Annotated in this window: 11 protein-coding genes, 1 tRNA gene and 2 rRNA genes (1 of these 14 cut by a window edge); 1 reads left to right on the top strand and 13 read right to left on the bottom strand. The window is 62.3% G+C overall.

All coding sequences use genetic code 11. The features are described from left to right. Nucleotides 1-171 precede the first annotated feature (171 nt). Nucleotides 172-693, top strand: a complete 522-nt coding sequence (locus tag AC1Z3V_RS17515; protein ID WP_429810557.1) for a TIGR02281 family clan AA aspartic protease — start codon at nucleotides 172-174, stop codon at nucleotides 691-693. On the opposite strand, the gene deoA is transcribed toward AC1Z3V_RS17515, so the two are convergent. The 13 genes from deoA to AC1Z3V_RS17450 form a co-directional block, all read right to left on the bottom strand. Further along, on the bottom strand, nucleotides 686-2,002 hold the full coding sequence (gene deoA, locus AC1Z3V_RS17510) for a thymidine phosphorylase (RefSeq protein ID WP_483500676.1): 1,317 nt from the start codon (nucleotides 2,000-2,002) through the stop codon (nucleotides 686-688). The two genes, AC1Z3V_RS17515 and deoA, sit on opposite strands and share 8 nt — an antisense overlap. Further along, the gene (locus AC1Z3V_RS17505) at nucleotides 1,999-2,805 is read right to left on the bottom strand and encodes a purine-nucleoside phosphorylase (protein ID WP_429810553.1); all 807 of its coding nucleotides are present in this window, start codon (nucleotides 2,803-2,805) and stop codon (nucleotides 1,999-2,001) included. Before AC1Z3V_RS17505 ends, deoA begins: the two co-directional genes overlap by 4 nt. Then, nucleotides 2,802-3,194: a cytidine deaminase gene (locus AC1Z3V_RS17500; RefSeq protein WP_429810551.1), complete on the bottom strand. Its 393-nt coding sequence runs from the start codon at nucleotides 3,192-3,194 to the stop codon at nucleotides 2,802-2,804. Before AC1Z3V_RS17500 ends, AC1Z3V_RS17505 begins: the two co-directional genes overlap by 4 nt. A 4-nt stretch (nucleotides 3,195-3,198) precedes the next feature. Next, nucleotides 3,199-4,170 carry an ABC transporter permease gene (locus AC1Z3V_RS17495; RefSeq protein ID WP_057247715.1) on the bottom strand — a complete coding sequence of 324 codons (972 nt, stop codon included), beginning with the start codon at nucleotides 4,168-4,170 and terminating at the stop codon, nucleotides 3,199-3,201. 4 nt (nucleotides 4,171-4,174) lie between these two features. Continuing rightward, nucleotides 4,175-5,308: an ABC transporter permease gene (locus AC1Z3V_RS17490; protein WP_429810549.1), complete on the bottom strand. Its 1,134-nt coding sequence runs from the start codon at nucleotides 5,306-5,308 to the stop codon at nucleotides 4,175-4,177. Continuing rightward, a complete protein-coding gene (locus AC1Z3V_RS17485; protein ID WP_483500673.1) occupies nucleotides 5,305-6,840 on the bottom strand; it encodes an ABC transporter ATP-binding protein in 1,536 nt (511 codons plus the stop codon). The genes AC1Z3V_RS17490 and AC1Z3V_RS17485 overlap by 4 nt, the downstream gene beginning before the upstream one ends. Before the next feature lie 301 nt (nucleotides 6,841-7,141). Next, nucleotides 7,142-9,442, bottom strand: a complete 2,301-nt coding sequence (locus AC1Z3V_RS17480) for a heavy metal translocating P-type ATPase (RefSeq protein WP_483500671.1) — start codon at nucleotides 9,440-9,442, stop codon at nucleotides 7,142-7,144. Between the two features lie 94 nt (nucleotides 9,443-9,536). Further along, complete coding sequence (locus tag AC1Z3V_RS17475; protein WP_483504107.1) at nucleotides 9,537-10,943, bottom strand: coniferyl aldehyde dehydrogenase; 1,407 nt, start codon at nucleotides 10,941-10,943, stop codon at nucleotides 9,537-9,539. A 2-nt stretch (nucleotides 10,944-10,945) separates the two neighbouring features. Then, entirely contained in the window at nucleotides 10,946-11,647 is a 702-nt protein-coding gene (locus AC1Z3V_RS17470; RefSeq protein WP_483500669.1) for a lysoplasmalogenase, read from the bottom strand. A gap of 274 nt (nucleotides 11,648-11,921) precedes the next feature. Continuing rightward, nucleotides 11,922-13,247 (bottom strand): MFS transporter, encoded by a 1,326-nt coding sequence (locus AC1Z3V_RS17465; protein ID WP_483500667.1) that lies wholly within the window; start codon nucleotides 13,245-13,247, stop codon nucleotides 11,922-11,924. 325 nt (nucleotides 13,248-13,572) lie between these two features. Continuing rightward, nucleotides 13,573-13,649, bottom strand: a tRNA-Met gene (locus AC1Z3V_RS17460). A 305-nt stretch (nucleotides 13,650-13,954) separates the two neighbouring features. Beyond that, a 5S ribosomal RNA gene (gene rrf / locus AC1Z3V_RS17455) occupies nucleotides 13,955-14,069 on the bottom strand. A 230-nt stretch (nucleotides 14,070-14,299) separates the two neighbouring features. Next, a 23S ribosomal RNA gene (locus tag AC1Z3V_RS17450) occupies nucleotides 14,300-15,256 on the bottom strand; it runs 1,840 nt beyond the window's last position.

Genomic DNA, 15,256 nt, shown 5'->3' with positions numbered 1-15,256 from the left:
CTGATCCTTAACCAGGATTGCAATTGCACGCGAAAGCCGCCGGTCTCCGGCGGCTTTTTTATGTCGCCTTAGGCGTCATCCAGTCTACTGCCCTGTAGCGCGCGCGGGCGCGTCAAAGGTTGCCGCAGCATCTTGCGATTGCTGCATCTGCTGCCACGGGGAGTAATGTCCATGCTCGTTCGCCTGCTCACATTGGCCGGTGTGGCCGCACTTGCAGCAATGGTGGTACCACACCTCGCGACGACCGCCCTGACACAAGGCAGTGACAGGACGGCTGCCGAAGAACCGGCCCCGCCGGCGACCACGGCAAAGCACGCGGCGGGGCGAAGCGTAGTGCTCGATGCCGATGGCACCGGCCATTTCTTCGGCACATTCCGTATCAATGGCCGGAGCGAGCGCGGGCTGGTCGACACCGGCGCCAGTGCGATCGCCATCAACCTTTCGACCGCGCGCCGCCTCGGCATTTCGCCAGGCACGCTCTCCTTCACCGCCCGCGTCAACACCGCCAATGGCGTCGTCGAAGCGGCCCCGGCGGTGCTGAGCCGGATCGAAATCGGCGGCATATCCGTACGCGACGTCCAGGCGCTGGTGCTGCCGGACAAGGCACTTTCCGGCACGCTTATCGGCATGACGTTCCTGAGCCGGCTGTCATCCTTCCGCGTCGAGGACGGCGCCTTGCATCTCGTCAGGTAATCTTCGCCAGGATCGGCGAATGTTTCACCGGCTCGATATCGTCGATCGTGTAGAGCTCGTGCAGGCGACGACGGGCCGCCTCTGCCGCATGCTGGTCTGCCGCATGCACGAATGCGATCAGCTCGCCCTTCTCGATCCGCGTTCCGAGCGGCTTCAGCGCGTCGAAGCCGACCCGATGATCTATCCTGTCATCCGGATGCGACCGCCCGCCGCCAAGCGCGATGACGGCCACGCCCAGTTCGCGCGTCTCGCAGGCCGCAAGGTAACCGGACCGCTTCGCTTCGACCGGCAAGATGACCGGCGCCCGCCCCAGATAGTCCACCGGGCGCTCGACAAAGTCCGCCGGCCCGCCAAGGGCGTGCACCATTTTCCCGAAGCGTTCGAGCGCCGCTCCGCTGCCAAGCACTTTGCGTGCCAGCGCCTCGCCCTGCTCCGGATTGCCGGCGAGGCCGCCTGCCACCAGCATTTCGGCGGCGAAAGCCAGGACGACCGTTTCGAGCCGCGTGCCGGTCTTCTCGCCACGCAGGAAGGCCAGGCAATTGTCGATCTCGAGCGCATTTCCGGCGGCATCGGCCAGCGGCTCGTTCATGTCGGTCAGGAGCGCAGACGTGCGGACACCGGCGCCATTGGCAACGTCCACCAGCGAGCGCGCCAGAACTTCGGCCTCTTGCGCATCGCTCATGAAGGAGCCGTTGCCGAGTTTGACGTCGAGCACCAGCGACTGGAGGCCGGCAGCGAGCTTCTTGGAAAGGATCGAGGCCGTGATCAGCGGCACGGAGTCGACGGTCGCAGTGACGTCGCGGATCGCATAGAGGCGTTTGTCGGCCGGAGCGAGGTTCGCCGTTTGGCCGATGATCGCACAGCCGATCTCGTCGACCGTCTTGCGGAACAATGCAGCCGACGGCTGGATGTTGTAGCCGGGTATCGATTCGAGCTTGTCGAGCGTGCCGCCGGTGTGCCCCAGGCCGCGTCCCGAGATCATCGGCACGGCAAGACCGCAGGCCGCGACGATGGGCGCCAGCATCAGCGAAACATTGTCGCCGACACCACCGGTCGAATGCTTGTCCGCGATCGGGCGGCCAATCGCACTCCAGTCGAGCGTTTCGCCGGAGTCGCGCATCGCGAGCGTCAAGGCCACGGTCTCTTCGCGGCCCATGCCGGAGAACCAGACAGCCATGGCGAAGGCAGCCACCTGCCCTTCGGAGATCGAGCCATCGGAGAGGCCGCGGACAAAGTCGGCAATCTCGGCCGGAGCGAGGCGTTCACCGTTACGCTTGCGCCTGATGATTTCCTGCGGAAGCATCGTCACCCGCGCACCGTATCGGCGGCGATCATGTCAGCGAGGATCGCGGCAAGCCGCTTGCCGCCGACCGGCGCCATGTCCTTGGTCTCGTGGTGGCTGATCTCGCCGCCGGTCATGCCGGCGCCGAAATTGGTGATCACCGAGGCGGCGACGACCCTCAAGCCGAAGAAGCGGGCGAGAATGACTTCCGGAACGGTGGACATGCCAACGGCATCGGCACCAAGGATGCGTGCCATGCGGATCTCGGCCGGCGTCTCGAAGCTCGGACCCGAGAACCACATATAGACGCCGCCGATGAGCGGGATGCCGAGGCGCTCGGCGCTCTTCTGCATTCTCGCGGCAAGCTCGGCATCATAGGCATTGGTCATGCCGACGAAGCGATCGTCGCTCTCGACGCCGATCAGCGGATTGAAGCCCGAATAGTTGATGTGATCGGAAATCCGCATCACCGAGCCCGGCGGCAGATCTTCGCGCAGCGACCCGGCGGAATTGGTGAGAACCAGGCATTCGATGCCGAGTTCCTTCAGTGTCTCCAGCGGCTGGCGCATCGCATTGGCGTCGCCCTGCTCGTAATAGTGAACCCGGCCGGAAAGCATGATGACCGGCACGCCCGAGAGCGTTCCGGCGACGAGTTCGCCGGCATGGCCGGAGACGCTGCTGACCGGGAAGCCGGGGATCTCGGCATAGGAGAGCCGCAACGTTTCCTCCACGGCATCGACCAGGGAGCCGAGCCCGGACCCGAGCACGATGCCATAGCGCGGAGAAAAGCCCGCGAGCCGGGCTTTCAGCAATTCAGCGGCCGCGGTCATCCGAGAATCTCGGTCTCGAAGCTGTGCGGCAGCAGGTCCGACAGCGCCAGAGTCTTTTTCACGCCGGTCTCGTCGCACAGGAAGATGCGCGTGCTGGCACCGGAGAATTCGGCGAGCCGCTGGCGGCAGCCGCCGCAGGGCGGGCAGAGCGCCAGTTTCTCGGCAATGACGGCCACTTCCAGGATCTTGCGCTGGCCGGCCATGACCATATGGCTGATGGCGGTGGTCTCAGCGCACCATCCCTCGGGAAACGACAGGTTCTCGATGTTGGCGCCGGTATAGATCTTGCCGTCCTCGGCGCGAATCGCCGCGCCGACAGGAAACTTCGAATAGGGCGCATGCGCCTTCGCCATCGCGTCGCGGGCGGCCTCGAACAGTTCGTTTTCCATGGTTCTAGCGCTCCTTGACATAGGGGACCCCGCCAGCCTTCGGCGGGATTGCCTTGCCGATAAACCCGGCCAGCAGGATCACGGTGAGGATATAGGGCAGCGCCTGCATCAGTTGCACCGGCACCTGGCCGATCAACGGCAGCGGATTACCCTGGAGACGGATCGCCAGCGCATCGAGGAAGCCGAAGAGCAGGCAGGCCAGCATGATGTTGAACGGCCGCCATTTGGCGAAGATGAGTGCTGCAAGCGCGATGTAACCCTTGCCGGCGGTCATGCCCTTGACGAAGCCGGCGGTCATCGCCAGCGACAGATAGGCGCCGGCAAAACCGCAAAGGATGCCGCAGCAGATGACGGCGCGATAACGCAGCCAGAGAACCGAGATGCCGGCCGTATCGACCGCGCCCGGGTTTTCGCCGACTGCGCGCAAGCGGAGGCCGAAGCGGGTGCGGTAGAGGATCCACCAGCTGATCGGCACCATGGCGAAGGCGACATAGGTCAGAAGGAAATGCCCGGAAAGCAGGTCCGAATAGATCGGGCCCAGGATCGGGATCTCCCTGACGCTGTCGGCATAGGGGAAGGTGATCGTCTGGAAGCGGGAGCCTTCGCCAAGCGCCGGGGTGCGGCCACCCTGGCGGAACCAGGCTTCACCGAGGATGACGGTCGAACCGGCCACGATGAAGTTGATCGCGACACCGGAGACGATCTGGTTGCCGCGCTGGGTGATCGAGGCGTAGCCATGCACCAGCGACAAGGCAATCGAGATCAGAATGGCCGCCAGCAAGCCCATCCACACGGACTGGGTGACGGCGGCGACAGCGCCGGCCGCAAAGGCCGCGCCGAGCATCTTGCCTTCGAGGCCGATGTCGAAGACGCCGGCACGTTCGGTGAAGAGTCCGGCAAGCGCTGCAAAGATCAGGGGAACGGAAACGCGGATGGTGGACTCAAGGAGCACCACGATGACGTGGAAGAAATCCATGGCTTCAAGCTCCCTTTGTCTGTGCCACGACGGCCGTACGGCGGCTCTGCATCGCGAACAACCGGGTGATCGCCGGCCGGAACATGTTTTCGAGTGCGCCGGCAAAGAGAATGACCAGGCCCTGGATGATGACGATCATGTCACGGGAAATCGACGGCATTTCGAAAGAAATCTCGGCTCCGCCCTGATAGAGCATGCCGAAGAGGATGGCGGCCGGGATGATGCCTGCCGGATGCGAGCGGCCCATCAACGCCACGGCGATGCCGACGAAGCCTGCCCCTTGCACGAAATCGAGCTGCATGCGCGCCTGTTCGCCCATGATCGGGTTCAGCGCCATCATGCCCGCGAGACCGCCCGAGATCATCATGGTGATCACGGTGATGCGGCTTTCGCTCATGCCGGCGTAGCGCGCTGCCGAGGGGCTGTGGCCCATGGTGCGCATTTCATAGCCGAGCTTGGTGCGCCAGATCAGGAGCCAGACGCAGAAGGCCGCGACCAGCGCCAGCAGGAACGAGACGTTGAACGGCGCCGTACCGACATCCAGCCCGAAGATTGCGAGCAGCCAGTCCAGCTTCGGCAATTGCCCGCCCTCGGCGAAGGTCCGCGTCTGCGGCGCCATCGAACCGAGCGGCTTCAGGACACGCGTCAGCAGATAGACCATCAGGCTCGAGGCGATGAAGTTGAACATAATGGTGGTGATGACGATATGGCTGCCGCGCTTGGCCTGCAGCCAACCGGGAAGGAATGCCCAGGCCGCGCCGAAGAAAGCCGAACCGAGGATCGCCAGCGGGAAGACGACGTACCAGGGCATCGTCTGGTCAAGCCAGAGGCAGGCGAGTGCGACACCGATGCCGCCGACATAGGCCTGGCCCTCGCCGCCGATGTTGAAGAGGCCGGCATGGAAGGCAACAGCGACCGCAAGGCCGGTGAAGATGAAGGTCGTCGCATAATAGAGCGTAAAGCCGAGATATTCGCCGCGGCCGAAGGCGCCGTTGATCAGGTGATAGGCGGCTTCCAGCGGATTTTCGCCGACGAGCAGCACGACGAGGCCGGCAACGAGGAAGGCGACCGCGAGATTGATCAGCGGGATGAGGCCATATTCGACCCAGCCCGGGAGCTTTGCATAAGGGGTGCTCATTCTGCGGCCTCCTTGCGGCCTTCAACACCGGCCATCAGCAGGCCGAGTTCGCCCTCGGTGGCATCCGGATCGCGCTCGCCAACGACGCGGCCGGCGAACATGACCAGGATACGGTCCGAAAGCGCGCGGATTTCATCGAGTTCGACAGAGACCAACAGGACAGCCTTGCCCTGGTCGCGCATCTCGATGATCCGCCTATGGATGAATTCGATGGCTCCGACGTCGACGCCGCGGGTTGGTTGGCCGATGATCAGCACATCGGGCCCGCGCTCCATTTCGCGCGCCAGCACGATCTTCTGCTGGTTGCCACCGGAGAAATTCGCGGTCTTCAGCCGCGGATTCGGCGGGCGTATATCGTATTCGGCAATGCGCTTCTCGGCATCCTTGCGGATCGCATCGATGTTCAGGAAGACGCCGTTGAGGTAGCGCTTGTCATGATGGTAGCCGAGGATGGCGTTTTCGCACTCCTCGAACTTCAGGACGAGGCCGACATGGTGGCGGTCTTCCGGCACGTGGGCGAGACCACGATCGCGCAATTCCGCGGGATCAGCCCGGCCGGTGACGTCGATCGGCTTGCCATTCAGGTGCACGGAGCCGGAAACAGCACGGCGGATACCGGAGATCGCTTCCAGCAATTCCGACTGGCCGTTGCCGGCGACGCCGGCGATGCCGACAATCTCGCCAGCCCGGAGGTTGAACGAAACGTTGTCGACCATGGTGACGCCGCGGCCATCCTTGACGGTCAGCCCCTCGACTGCGAGCTTGACCTCGCCGGGCTTCGCCTCGCCCTTCTCGACGCGCAGCAATACGCGCCGCCCGACCATGAGCTCGGCGAGTTCTTCCACCGAGGTCTCAGCCGTGGTTCGCGTCGCCACCATCTCGCCGCGGCGCATGACCGACACTTCGTCGGTGATCGCCATGATCTCGCGCAGCTTGTGGGTGATGAGGATGATGGTCTTTCCCTGGCTCTTCAACTGTTCGAGAACGCGGAAAAGGTGGTCGGCCTCGGCCGGCGTCAGCACACCGGTCGGCTCGTCGAGGATCAGGATATCGGCACGGCGATAGAGCGCTTTCAGGATTTCGACACGCTGCTGCAAACCAACCGGCAATTCTTCGATGAGCGCATCCGGATTGACCTCGAGCGCGTATTCGCGCTCCAGCCGCTTCAGTTCAACGCGCGCCTTGGCGATGCCCTTGTTGAGGATCTGGCTGTCCTCGGCGCCGAGCATGACGTTTTCCAGCACCGTGAAGTTCTCGACCAGCATGAAGTGCTGGTGGACCATGCCGATGCCGGCGGCGATCGCCGCATTCGGATCACGGATGGCGACGGGCTTGCCGTCGACCAGGATTTCACCGCTATCGGCCTGGTAGAAGCCGTAGAGGATCGACATCAGGGTCGATTTTCCCGCACCGTTTTCGCCAATGATGCCGTGGATCGTCCCTTTGCGGACCTTTAGATTGATGTTCTTGTTGGCGTGGACCGGGCCGAAACTCTTGTCGATTCCACGCAGTTCGATGGCAATATTGTCCATATTGGCCTTGCGATCCCCAAACTGGCCCGCTTCGGCATTCTTCCCAGAAACCGTGCCGGCGATTTTTTTACCATTTGGTCTAAGTTTATCATCGATTTTTCGGGGCGAAAGCCCTCAACCGTGATCTCCTTATACTCTCATCAGATCGCTGGTCAGAGTCCAGCATGAATATACACAGGCACTTGGACGCGAAAAACCGGCGACAATGGGTGCCGCCGGTCCTTCTTTTGATACTTCCATGTCGTTATCGCAAAACCGCCGCACACTTTTGCGCGACATGCTTTTGGGAACTTTTAGGTGTTCAAGCGGCTCGCACGGGCCGAAGCAGCCGCAGCGCATTCATGGTGACGAGCACCGTGGCGCCGGTGTCGGCCAGGATGGCGGGCCAGAGACCGGTGACGCCAATGATCGTCGTCACCAGGAAGACGGCCTTCAGGCCCAGCGCGATCGTGATGTTCTCCACGATGTTGCGCATCGTCGAGCGGGAAAGCCGGATCATCGCCGCCACGTCGCCGACCCGGCCATGCAATACCGCTGCATCCGCCGTTTCCAGCGCGACGTCCGTGCCGCCCCCCATGGCAATGCCGATATCGGCGGCAGCCAGCGCCGGCGCGTCGTTGATGCCGTCGCCGATCTTGGCGACGTTGAAGCCTTCGGCCTTCAACTCGCGAACGATGCGCTGCTTGTCCTCCGGCAACAGTTCGGCCCGAACGTCCATGCCAAACTGGCGGCCGATCGCCTCCGCCGTGCGCCGGTTGTCGCCGGTCAGCATGACGACGCGGAGGCCGGCATCGGTCAGAGCTTTCACGCCGGCGGCCGCATCCGGCCGCGGCTCGTCGCGCATGGCGATGGCGCCGGCAATCACGCCACCGGCGACGAGCACCGAAACCGTCTTGCCTTCATCGTTGAGGGCTGCGACGCGCGCCTTCTCTTCAGCGGTCATCGGCGCCCACTCTGCGGCGGCCTTGGGCGAGCCGAAGAACAGCGCGATGCCGTCAACAGTCCCTTCAAGCCCCTTGCCGCCGACCGCATTCACGGTCGCGATGTTGGGGACAACAAGGCCGTCGGCCGTGCTTCGCTCCAGGATGGCGCGGGCGAGCGGATGGCTCGATCCCTGCTCCAGCGCAGCCGCCAGACGCAGAACGTCTTTCTCCAACCAGCCGAAGCCGATGATGTCCGTCACTTTCGGCTTACCCTCGGTGAGGGTCCCGGTCTTGTCGAAGGCGGCGGCGGTTATCTTGCCGACATTTTCCAGCACCGCGCCGCCCTTCATCAGCAACCCGCGCCGGGCGCCCGCCGATAGGCTGGCAGCGATTGCGGCCGGCGTCGAGATCACCAGCGCACAGGGGCAACCGATCAGCAAGATGGCGAGGCCCTTGTAGATCCACTCATCCCACGAGCCACCCCAGAGAAGCGGCGGCAGCACGGCGACGAGCGCCGCGACCAAGACGACACCTGGCGTATAATAACGCGAGAAACGGTCAATGAAGCGCTCGGTCGGCGCCTTGCTTTCCTGCGCTTCCTCCACCAGGCGGACGATGCGTGCAATGGTGTTGTCGGCGGCGGCGGCCGTCACCCGGACGCGCAGCGCGCCGGAACCGTTGACGGTGCCCGCAACGACGGTGTCATTCACGTCCTTGCGCACCGGCGTGCTCTCGCCGGTCACGGGCGCCTCGTCGACGGCGCTTTCACCGGAAAGCACCACGCCATCGGCCGGAATGCGATCGCCGGGGCGCACGAGAATAACGGCGCCGACGGCGAGCGTCTCGGCAGGAACTTCGTCAAGCCGGCCATCGCGCTCGACGAAGGCAGATTTCGGAACGAGCGCCGTCAGCGACTGGATGCTGGCGCGCGCCTTTCCCGCCGCCACGCCCTCCAGAAGCTCACCGATCAGGAACAGCAGCACGACCATGGCGGCTTCCTCGGTCGCGCCGATGAAAACCGCGCCGATGGCAGCGATCGTCATCAGCATCTCGATCGAGAACGGCGTGCCCATGGTGGCAGCCGCAAGGGCGCGGCGCGTGATCGGCAGCAGGCCGACGAGCATGGCCAGCGTGAAAATCCAGGGTTCGGTGACCGGGGCCAACTTGCCGACAGCATAGGCGGCGATCAGCGCCAGGCCGCTGGCGATCGTCAGCTTACCCTTGCCTGATTTCCACCAGGGACCAGTGGTTGGGCCATGGTCGTGGCCATGAAGCCCCATGGCCGTCACCGCCGCGTTTTCACCCTTCGGCCCGGCGTGACCCTCATGATGATCGTGTTGGTGGTGGTGATGATGCTCATGATCACCGTGGTCATGATGGTGACCGTGATCGCCGTGGTCATGGTCATGGCCGGAGCACGCATGCGCCGCTTTCCGTTCCAGCGTCTGGCCGGCGTTGATCGGGTGCAAGCGATAACCGAGCTTTCCGACCTTGCTCACGATCGACGTTGCAAGATCGTTCTCGTCGGCGAATTTTACCGACATCGTGCCCGCCGACACGGAAACCGAGACCTCCTCGACGCCCGACAGCCTGCGCACCGCCGTGTCGATCTTGGTCGCGCAGGACGCGCAATCCATGCCTTCGACGCGATAACGGGCTTCCCGAATAGTGCTCGCCATAACCTGCTCCTTGCAAATCCTGAAGCAAGGTTACGACCTCTAGCGACTAGAGCTACAAGTCGAAATTGCAGCGTGGTGCAGATTTTTTGAGCGGCTATCGCGACAGGAAACGGATGACCCAGTCGGCGATGCCCCGATAGGGCGGCTTCACCAGGTCGCTCGGCGCCGGATCATATTTTCTCAAGATCGGCATCGCCTTGGAGAAGGTCAGGAATCCGTCGCGGCCATGGTAGTGGCCCATGCCACTGGCACCGACGCCGCCGAAGGGCAGGTCGTTGCAGCCGAACTGGTAGAGCGTGTCGTTGACGCAGACGCCGCCTGCAACGACCCGCGAGAGAATGGCTTCGATTTCGGCCTCGCTGCGGCTGAAGCAATAGAGCGCCAGCGGGCGATCATGACCAAGCACATAGCCGATCGCGTCCTCGATCGAAGTGTAGCTGACCACCGGCAGGATCGGCCCAAAAATCTCCTCGGCCATGACAGGGCTGTCGCGATCCGGGTCAATGACGAGCGTCGGCGGGAGAAGGCGCGGCCGGGTCTGTTGCGTCCCATCGAGAAGCGGAACCACCGCATGGCCGCGCACCGCAGCATCGGCAATCAGGCGCTGCAGGCGCTCGTACTGGGCGGCATTGATGATCGTCGTATAATCTTCGAGCTTTCGCTTTGCAGGATAACGCGCCGCAACTTCCTGCTTCAGCAGACCCACGAAGGCATCGCGCCTGCTTTCATGAATGAGGACGTAGTCGGGCGCGATACAGGTCTGGCCGGCATTGAAGAACTTGCCGGTTACAACGCGCGCGGCGGCTTTCGCGAGGTCGGCGGTTTCTCCGATGATCGCCGGCGACTTGCCGCCGAGCTCCAGCGTTACGGGGGTCAGGTTCTGCGCGGCCGCCGCCATCACCTTGCGCCCGACGGCGGTCGAGCCGGTGAAGAACAGATGATCGAACGGCAGGGCCGAGAAGGCGGCGGAGAGCTCGGGGCCGCCCATCGCGACCGCCACCCGCTCTTCCGGAAACACGTCGGCAAGCAGCGATCGCAGAAACTCGGCCGTGTGCGGCGTATGCTCCGAGGGCTTCAGGTAGATGTGATTGCCGGCGGCGATTGCGGCCACGAGAGGGGCAAGCGCCAGGTTGACCGGGTAGTTCCACGGCGAGATGATGCCGACGACACCGAGCGGCACGAAGCGCACTTCCGCCTTGGCCGGCCAGAGTTTCCATCCCGCCTTCCGCCTCTCCGGCTGGACCCAGTGCTTGAGCTTCGCCAGCGTGTGGTCAATCTCGGAAAGCACGACGCCGCCTTCGCCAAGCAACGTCTCATGCCGGGCGCGATGGCCGAAATCCGCGTCGATCGCATTGCACATCTCATCGATACGGGTGCGCAGGCGGTTCCTGAGCCGGCTCAGATCCTCGCGGCGCTGCTCGATCGGCGGGCGCTCCTCCCGCCATGCGCGCCGCAAGCGGTCGAAGGTGGCGGCGAGATCTGACGGGGTATCGGGTGTGATTGTCATCGGATTTCTGTCGAGCGCGCGAAGAACCACTGCGCAGCATAATAGGTGCCGAGCACCCAGAGGGCATTGAAGGGAATGTCCCAGCGGAAGCGGCCATAGGCGAGTATCGTGTCGCTAACCAGGAACAACAGGCCAGCGATAGCGGCCTGATAGGCACCACGTTCCTGCGGCGTTGCCGAAAGCTGCCGGGCGCGGGAGACGGCCTGGGCAGCCATTGCGCCGAGCGCCAGGGCGTAGATGATGACTGGGACGCGCATCTCCGCTGGCAGCGACGTCCACAAACCGTCGACGACGAGAAGCGCGATCAAGGCGAAGAAGCCAAACACCCCAGGATGGGCGGCTAAGCTGGCGTCGCGGCTGAGCGCAAAGATGTAGGCGCAATGAGTCAGCAGAAAGCAGACGAGGCCGGCGAGAAAATAATCGCCCGGCAACATGAGGAAGACGTCGCCGGTGGCAGCAAAGGCGAGACCGATCACGATCGCCATGGCATAGGCGCTGGACGAGCGGCGAGCGTTGCGCAGGACAGCGACGAGCAGCAACAGCGTTGCCGTCGGTTTCGTCAGGTAGTGCAACCAGCGCCAGGCGGAACCATCCGTGCCGGCGAACAGGCTGCCGAGGATCGCCAAGACGGCACATACGAAAAACAGCATATGCAAAGAGCGGTTGCGCTCTGCGCTTGAAGTCTCCCGGTAGTTCATCCTCATTCCCCCGCCGTCAGCTGCATCCGGCCTTGCCGCCGGTCGCTGATTTGTCATTGCAGCGATAGTTTCGATTTTTTCGGGATTGTCCAGTTGGGGCGCTGCTCGAGTCTTCTAACTTGAGGTTGGCTCGACGTGACGCCCGATCCCCTTTGCAGCTTCAGCTATTGGCGGAGCACAAAGCCCGCGGACTTTTGTCGCGCGGGCTTTGTGGCTTGCTGCGGGGCAGCGACATTCGGACCGGACCCAGCAGTTCCGGGCGCGCGTGCATTGCTTATCCGGCCTTGGGCTCGATCGGCTGCCATATACTGACCTGGCGAGTCTCCGGCATCAGCATGAGCGCGAGCACGAAGCATACGGCAGGGACGATGATCGGATAGAGCAATGCGTAGCCGACGCTGCCGGTCGCCGCGAAGGCGGCCGACGTCACGAAGGGCACCAATCCGCCGCCCCAGCCGTTGCCGATGTGATAGGGCACCGAGACCGATGTGTAACGTATCCTGCCGGGGAAGTATTCTGCCAGGAACGCGCCGACCGGCCCATAAACCATTCCGACATAGCAGACGAGGATGAAGATGATGAAGATCGCCGCCGGATAGTTGATGTTGTCGGGCTGCGTGACCGTTCCGAGCCACAAATAGAGCGGATAATAGGTCAGCGCGGCGAGCAACATGCCGCCCAGGATCACCGGCTTGCGACCGATGACATCGGACAGCCAGCCGAAGAAGATCAGGCTCGGCGCCGCGAGGAGCAAGGCCGCGCCGACGATGTAGGACGAGTTCAGCGCGTCGACCTTGGATACCTGCTGCAGGAAATACAGTGCCCAGAATTGGCCGCTGTACCAGACCACACCCTGGCCGATCAAAACGATGGTCGCGATCCCCACGTATTTCACGTTGGAGCTCAGGAACGCTTCCCGCCAAGGATTGCGCGTCATCTGCCCCTTGGCCTTGATCTCCGCGAAGATCGGCGTCTCCTGGAGCTGCAGCCGGATGTAGATTGCGATGGCCACCAGCAGGAACGACACCAGGAACGGCACGCGCCAGGCCCAGGCGTCGAAGGTCTCATTGCCGAAGTAGGTACGGGTCGCGATGATCACGGCCAGCGACACGACGATCCCGAGGGTGGGGGAGGTCTGTAGCCAGCCGGTGTAGTAGCCACGGTGTTCGTCCGGCACATGCTCGGCGACATAGGTGATTGCGCCGCCATACTCGCCGCCAAGGCAAAGACCCTGGATCATCCGCAAGCCGAAGAGGAGGAAGGCTGCGGTGAGACCGATCGCCTCATAGGTCGGGATCAGGCCGATCGCGCCTGTGCCCAAACCCATGCCGCTCAAGGTAATGAGGAAGGTATATTTGCGCCCAACGCGGTCACCCATCCAGCCAAACAAAAACGCCCCCAAGGGGCGAATCAGGAAACCGGCGGTGAAGAGGGCAATGGTGCTGAGCAATGCTGCGACTGGGTGCGATTCCTCGAAAAACTTGACCGAGAGAACTGCGGCCAAGCTACCGAAAATATAGAAGTCGTACCATTCGATGATGTTTCCCACCGACGCAGCAACGATCACGCGGCGGAAATCGGCCGGGACCTGGATAGCCATGTCTTTTCCTTCCGTTTCAACACATGGCCTGTCCGCAAATATTTTAGCACGAAAATAATATGAATGAAAAAACTTTGCGCGAGCGACGGGAGATCTCGAAAGCCACGGTTTGCCCTGAAACCCGACTTTGCAGCACACGGAACCCATCGCCGCAAAGCCCGGCGCGCATCGACGACAGGCCCTGTTTCCGCTGTGCGCTGTGCGCGCGGACGTGAACGCACTTGTTGGCGCCAGGCGGGCGTTGTCCTCTGGCGTTTCGGGGCGTCTTGTTTGTCTTCGGCTGGTTTAGAAACGCAAAAGCCGCCCTTGCGGGCGGCCTGAATTTTGGTTGCGGGGGCAGGATTTGAACCTGCGGCCTTCAGGTTATGAGCCTGACGAGCTACCGGGCTGCTCCACCCCGCGTCATCCAGGTAAACCGCTTTGCGGTTTATCCGATCAGCGTAAATCCCTTCGGGATTTATCGCGGTAACGCAAATCCTTTGGATTTGCGGTCTGTGCCGAGCAAATCCGTGAGGATTTGTCTCGTGTAAGGGACGCACTGCTTATTCAGTGTATCGAATCAAAAAGGCCGCTTGTTGGCGGCCCTTGGTTTCGGCGGGGCCGAAGTGAGTGTCGAGAAGGAGATCTTTGTTTTGCCGCTGCCTTGTCCTTCTCGGCTTTGCCTCGAAGGGGAGCGGCGTTTCCGGTTTTTATCTTGCGTTTTGCAGACCTGGCAGCGACCTACTCTCCCGCGTCTTAAGACGAAGTACCATCGGCGCTGGGGCGTTTCACGGCCGTGTTCGGAATGGGAACGGGTGCAGCCACCCCGCCAGAACCACCAGGTCGGCAAAGCGCAAGATTTGCCTTGCGGGCAAACCGGAATGAGAAGCTGGTTGAAGTTTTCACTTCATTTGTTTTGAACACGTCTTTGCGTCTTATCCGGACAACTCCAGCAGCCGGCAAAGCCGAGCCGCCAGTCGTCTGGCGCGCCGTCCGCAGCGAAGGCCGAAGGCCGACAGCGTGAGGACGTCTATAGCATCATCAAACTTGTTTGATGAACACAAGCAATGGGAACGATCAAGCCGATCGAACGATTAGTACTGGTAAGCTTCATGCGTTGCCGCACTTCCACACCCAGCCTATCAACGTGGTCGTCTTCCACGGTTCTCAAGGGAATACTCGTTTTCAGGTTGGTTTCCCGCTTAGATGCCTTCAGCGGTTATCCATTCCATATATAGCTACCCTGCTATGCCCTTGGCAGGACAACAGGTCCACCAGAGATATGTCCATCCCGGTCCTCTCGTACTAGGGACAGATCCTGTCAATATTCCTACACCCACGGCAGATAGGGACCGAACTGTCTCACGACGTTCTGAACCCAGCTCACGTACCGCTTTAATTGGCGAACAGCCAAACCCTTGGGACCTGCTCCAGCCCCAGGATGCGATGAGCCGACATCGAGGTGCCAAACAACCCCGTCGATATGGACTCTTGGGGGTCATCAGCCTGTTATCCCCGGCGTACCTTTTATCCGTTGAGCGATGGCCCTTCCACGCGGGACCACCGGATCACTATGACCGACTTTCGTCTCTGCTCGACTTGTCAGTCTCGCAGTCAGGCGGGCTTATGCCATTGCACTCGACGACCGATTTCCGACCGGTCTGAGCCCACCATCGCGCGCCTCCGTTACTCTTTCGGAGGCGACCGCCCCAGTCAAACTACCCACCATACACTGTCCCGGATCCGGATGACGGACCGCGGTTAGACATCCATGACGATAAGGGTGGTATTTCAAGGATGGCTCCACAAGAACTGGCGTCCCTGCTTCAAAGCCTACCACCTATCCTACACATGCCGACACGAATGCCAGTGTAAAGCTATAGTAAAGGTGCACGGGGTCTTTCCGTCTGACCGCAGGAACCCCGCATCTTCACGGGGAATTCAATTTCACTGAGTCTATGCTGGAGACAGCGGGGAAGTCGTTACGCCATTCGTGCAGGTCGGAACTTACCCGACAAGGAATTTCGCTA

It is taken from the genome of Ensifer sp. 38_S197 (assembly GCF_056924495.1).
The sequence above is the reverse complement of the archived record's forward strand: the minus strand, read 5'-3'. Positions and strand labels throughout refer to the sequence as shown.

Coding starts and splice junctions, on each gene's coding strand:
- AC1Z3V_RS17515 (WP_429810557.1), top strand. CDS start 172: ATGCTCGTTCGCCTGCTCACATTGGCCGGTGTGGCCGCACTTGCAGCA.
- AC1Z3V_RS17505 (WP_429810553.1), bottom strand. CDS start 2,805: ATGACCGCGGCCGCTGAATTGCTGAAAGCCCGGCTCGCGGGCTTTTCT.
- AC1Z3V_RS17500 (WP_429810551.1), bottom strand. CDS start 3,194: ATGGAAAACGAACTGTTCGAGGCCGCCCGCGACGCGATGGCGAAGGCG.
- AC1Z3V_RS17495 (WP_057247715.1), bottom strand. CDS start 4,170: ATGGATTTCTTCCACGTCATCGTGGTGCTCCTTGAGTCCACCATCCGC.
- AC1Z3V_RS17490 (WP_429810549.1), bottom strand. CDS start 5,308: ATGAGCACCCCTTATGCAAAGCTCCCGGGCTGGGTCGAATATGGCCTC.
- AC1Z3V_RS17485 (WP_483500673.1), bottom strand. CDS start 6,840: ATGGACAATATTGCCATCGAACTGCGTGGAATCGACAAGAGTTTCGGC.
- AC1Z3V_RS17480 (WP_483500671.1), bottom strand. CDS start 9,442: ATGGCGAGCACTATTCGGGAAGCCCGTTATCGCGTCGAAGGCATGGAT.
- AC1Z3V_RS17470 (WP_483500669.1), bottom strand. CDS start 11,647: ATGAACTACCGGGAGACTTCAAGCGCAGAGCGCAACCGCTCTTTGCAT.
- AC1Z3V_RS17465 (WP_483500667.1), bottom strand. CDS start 13,247: ATGGCTATCCAGGTCCCGGCCGATTTCCGCCGCGTGATCGTTGCTGCG.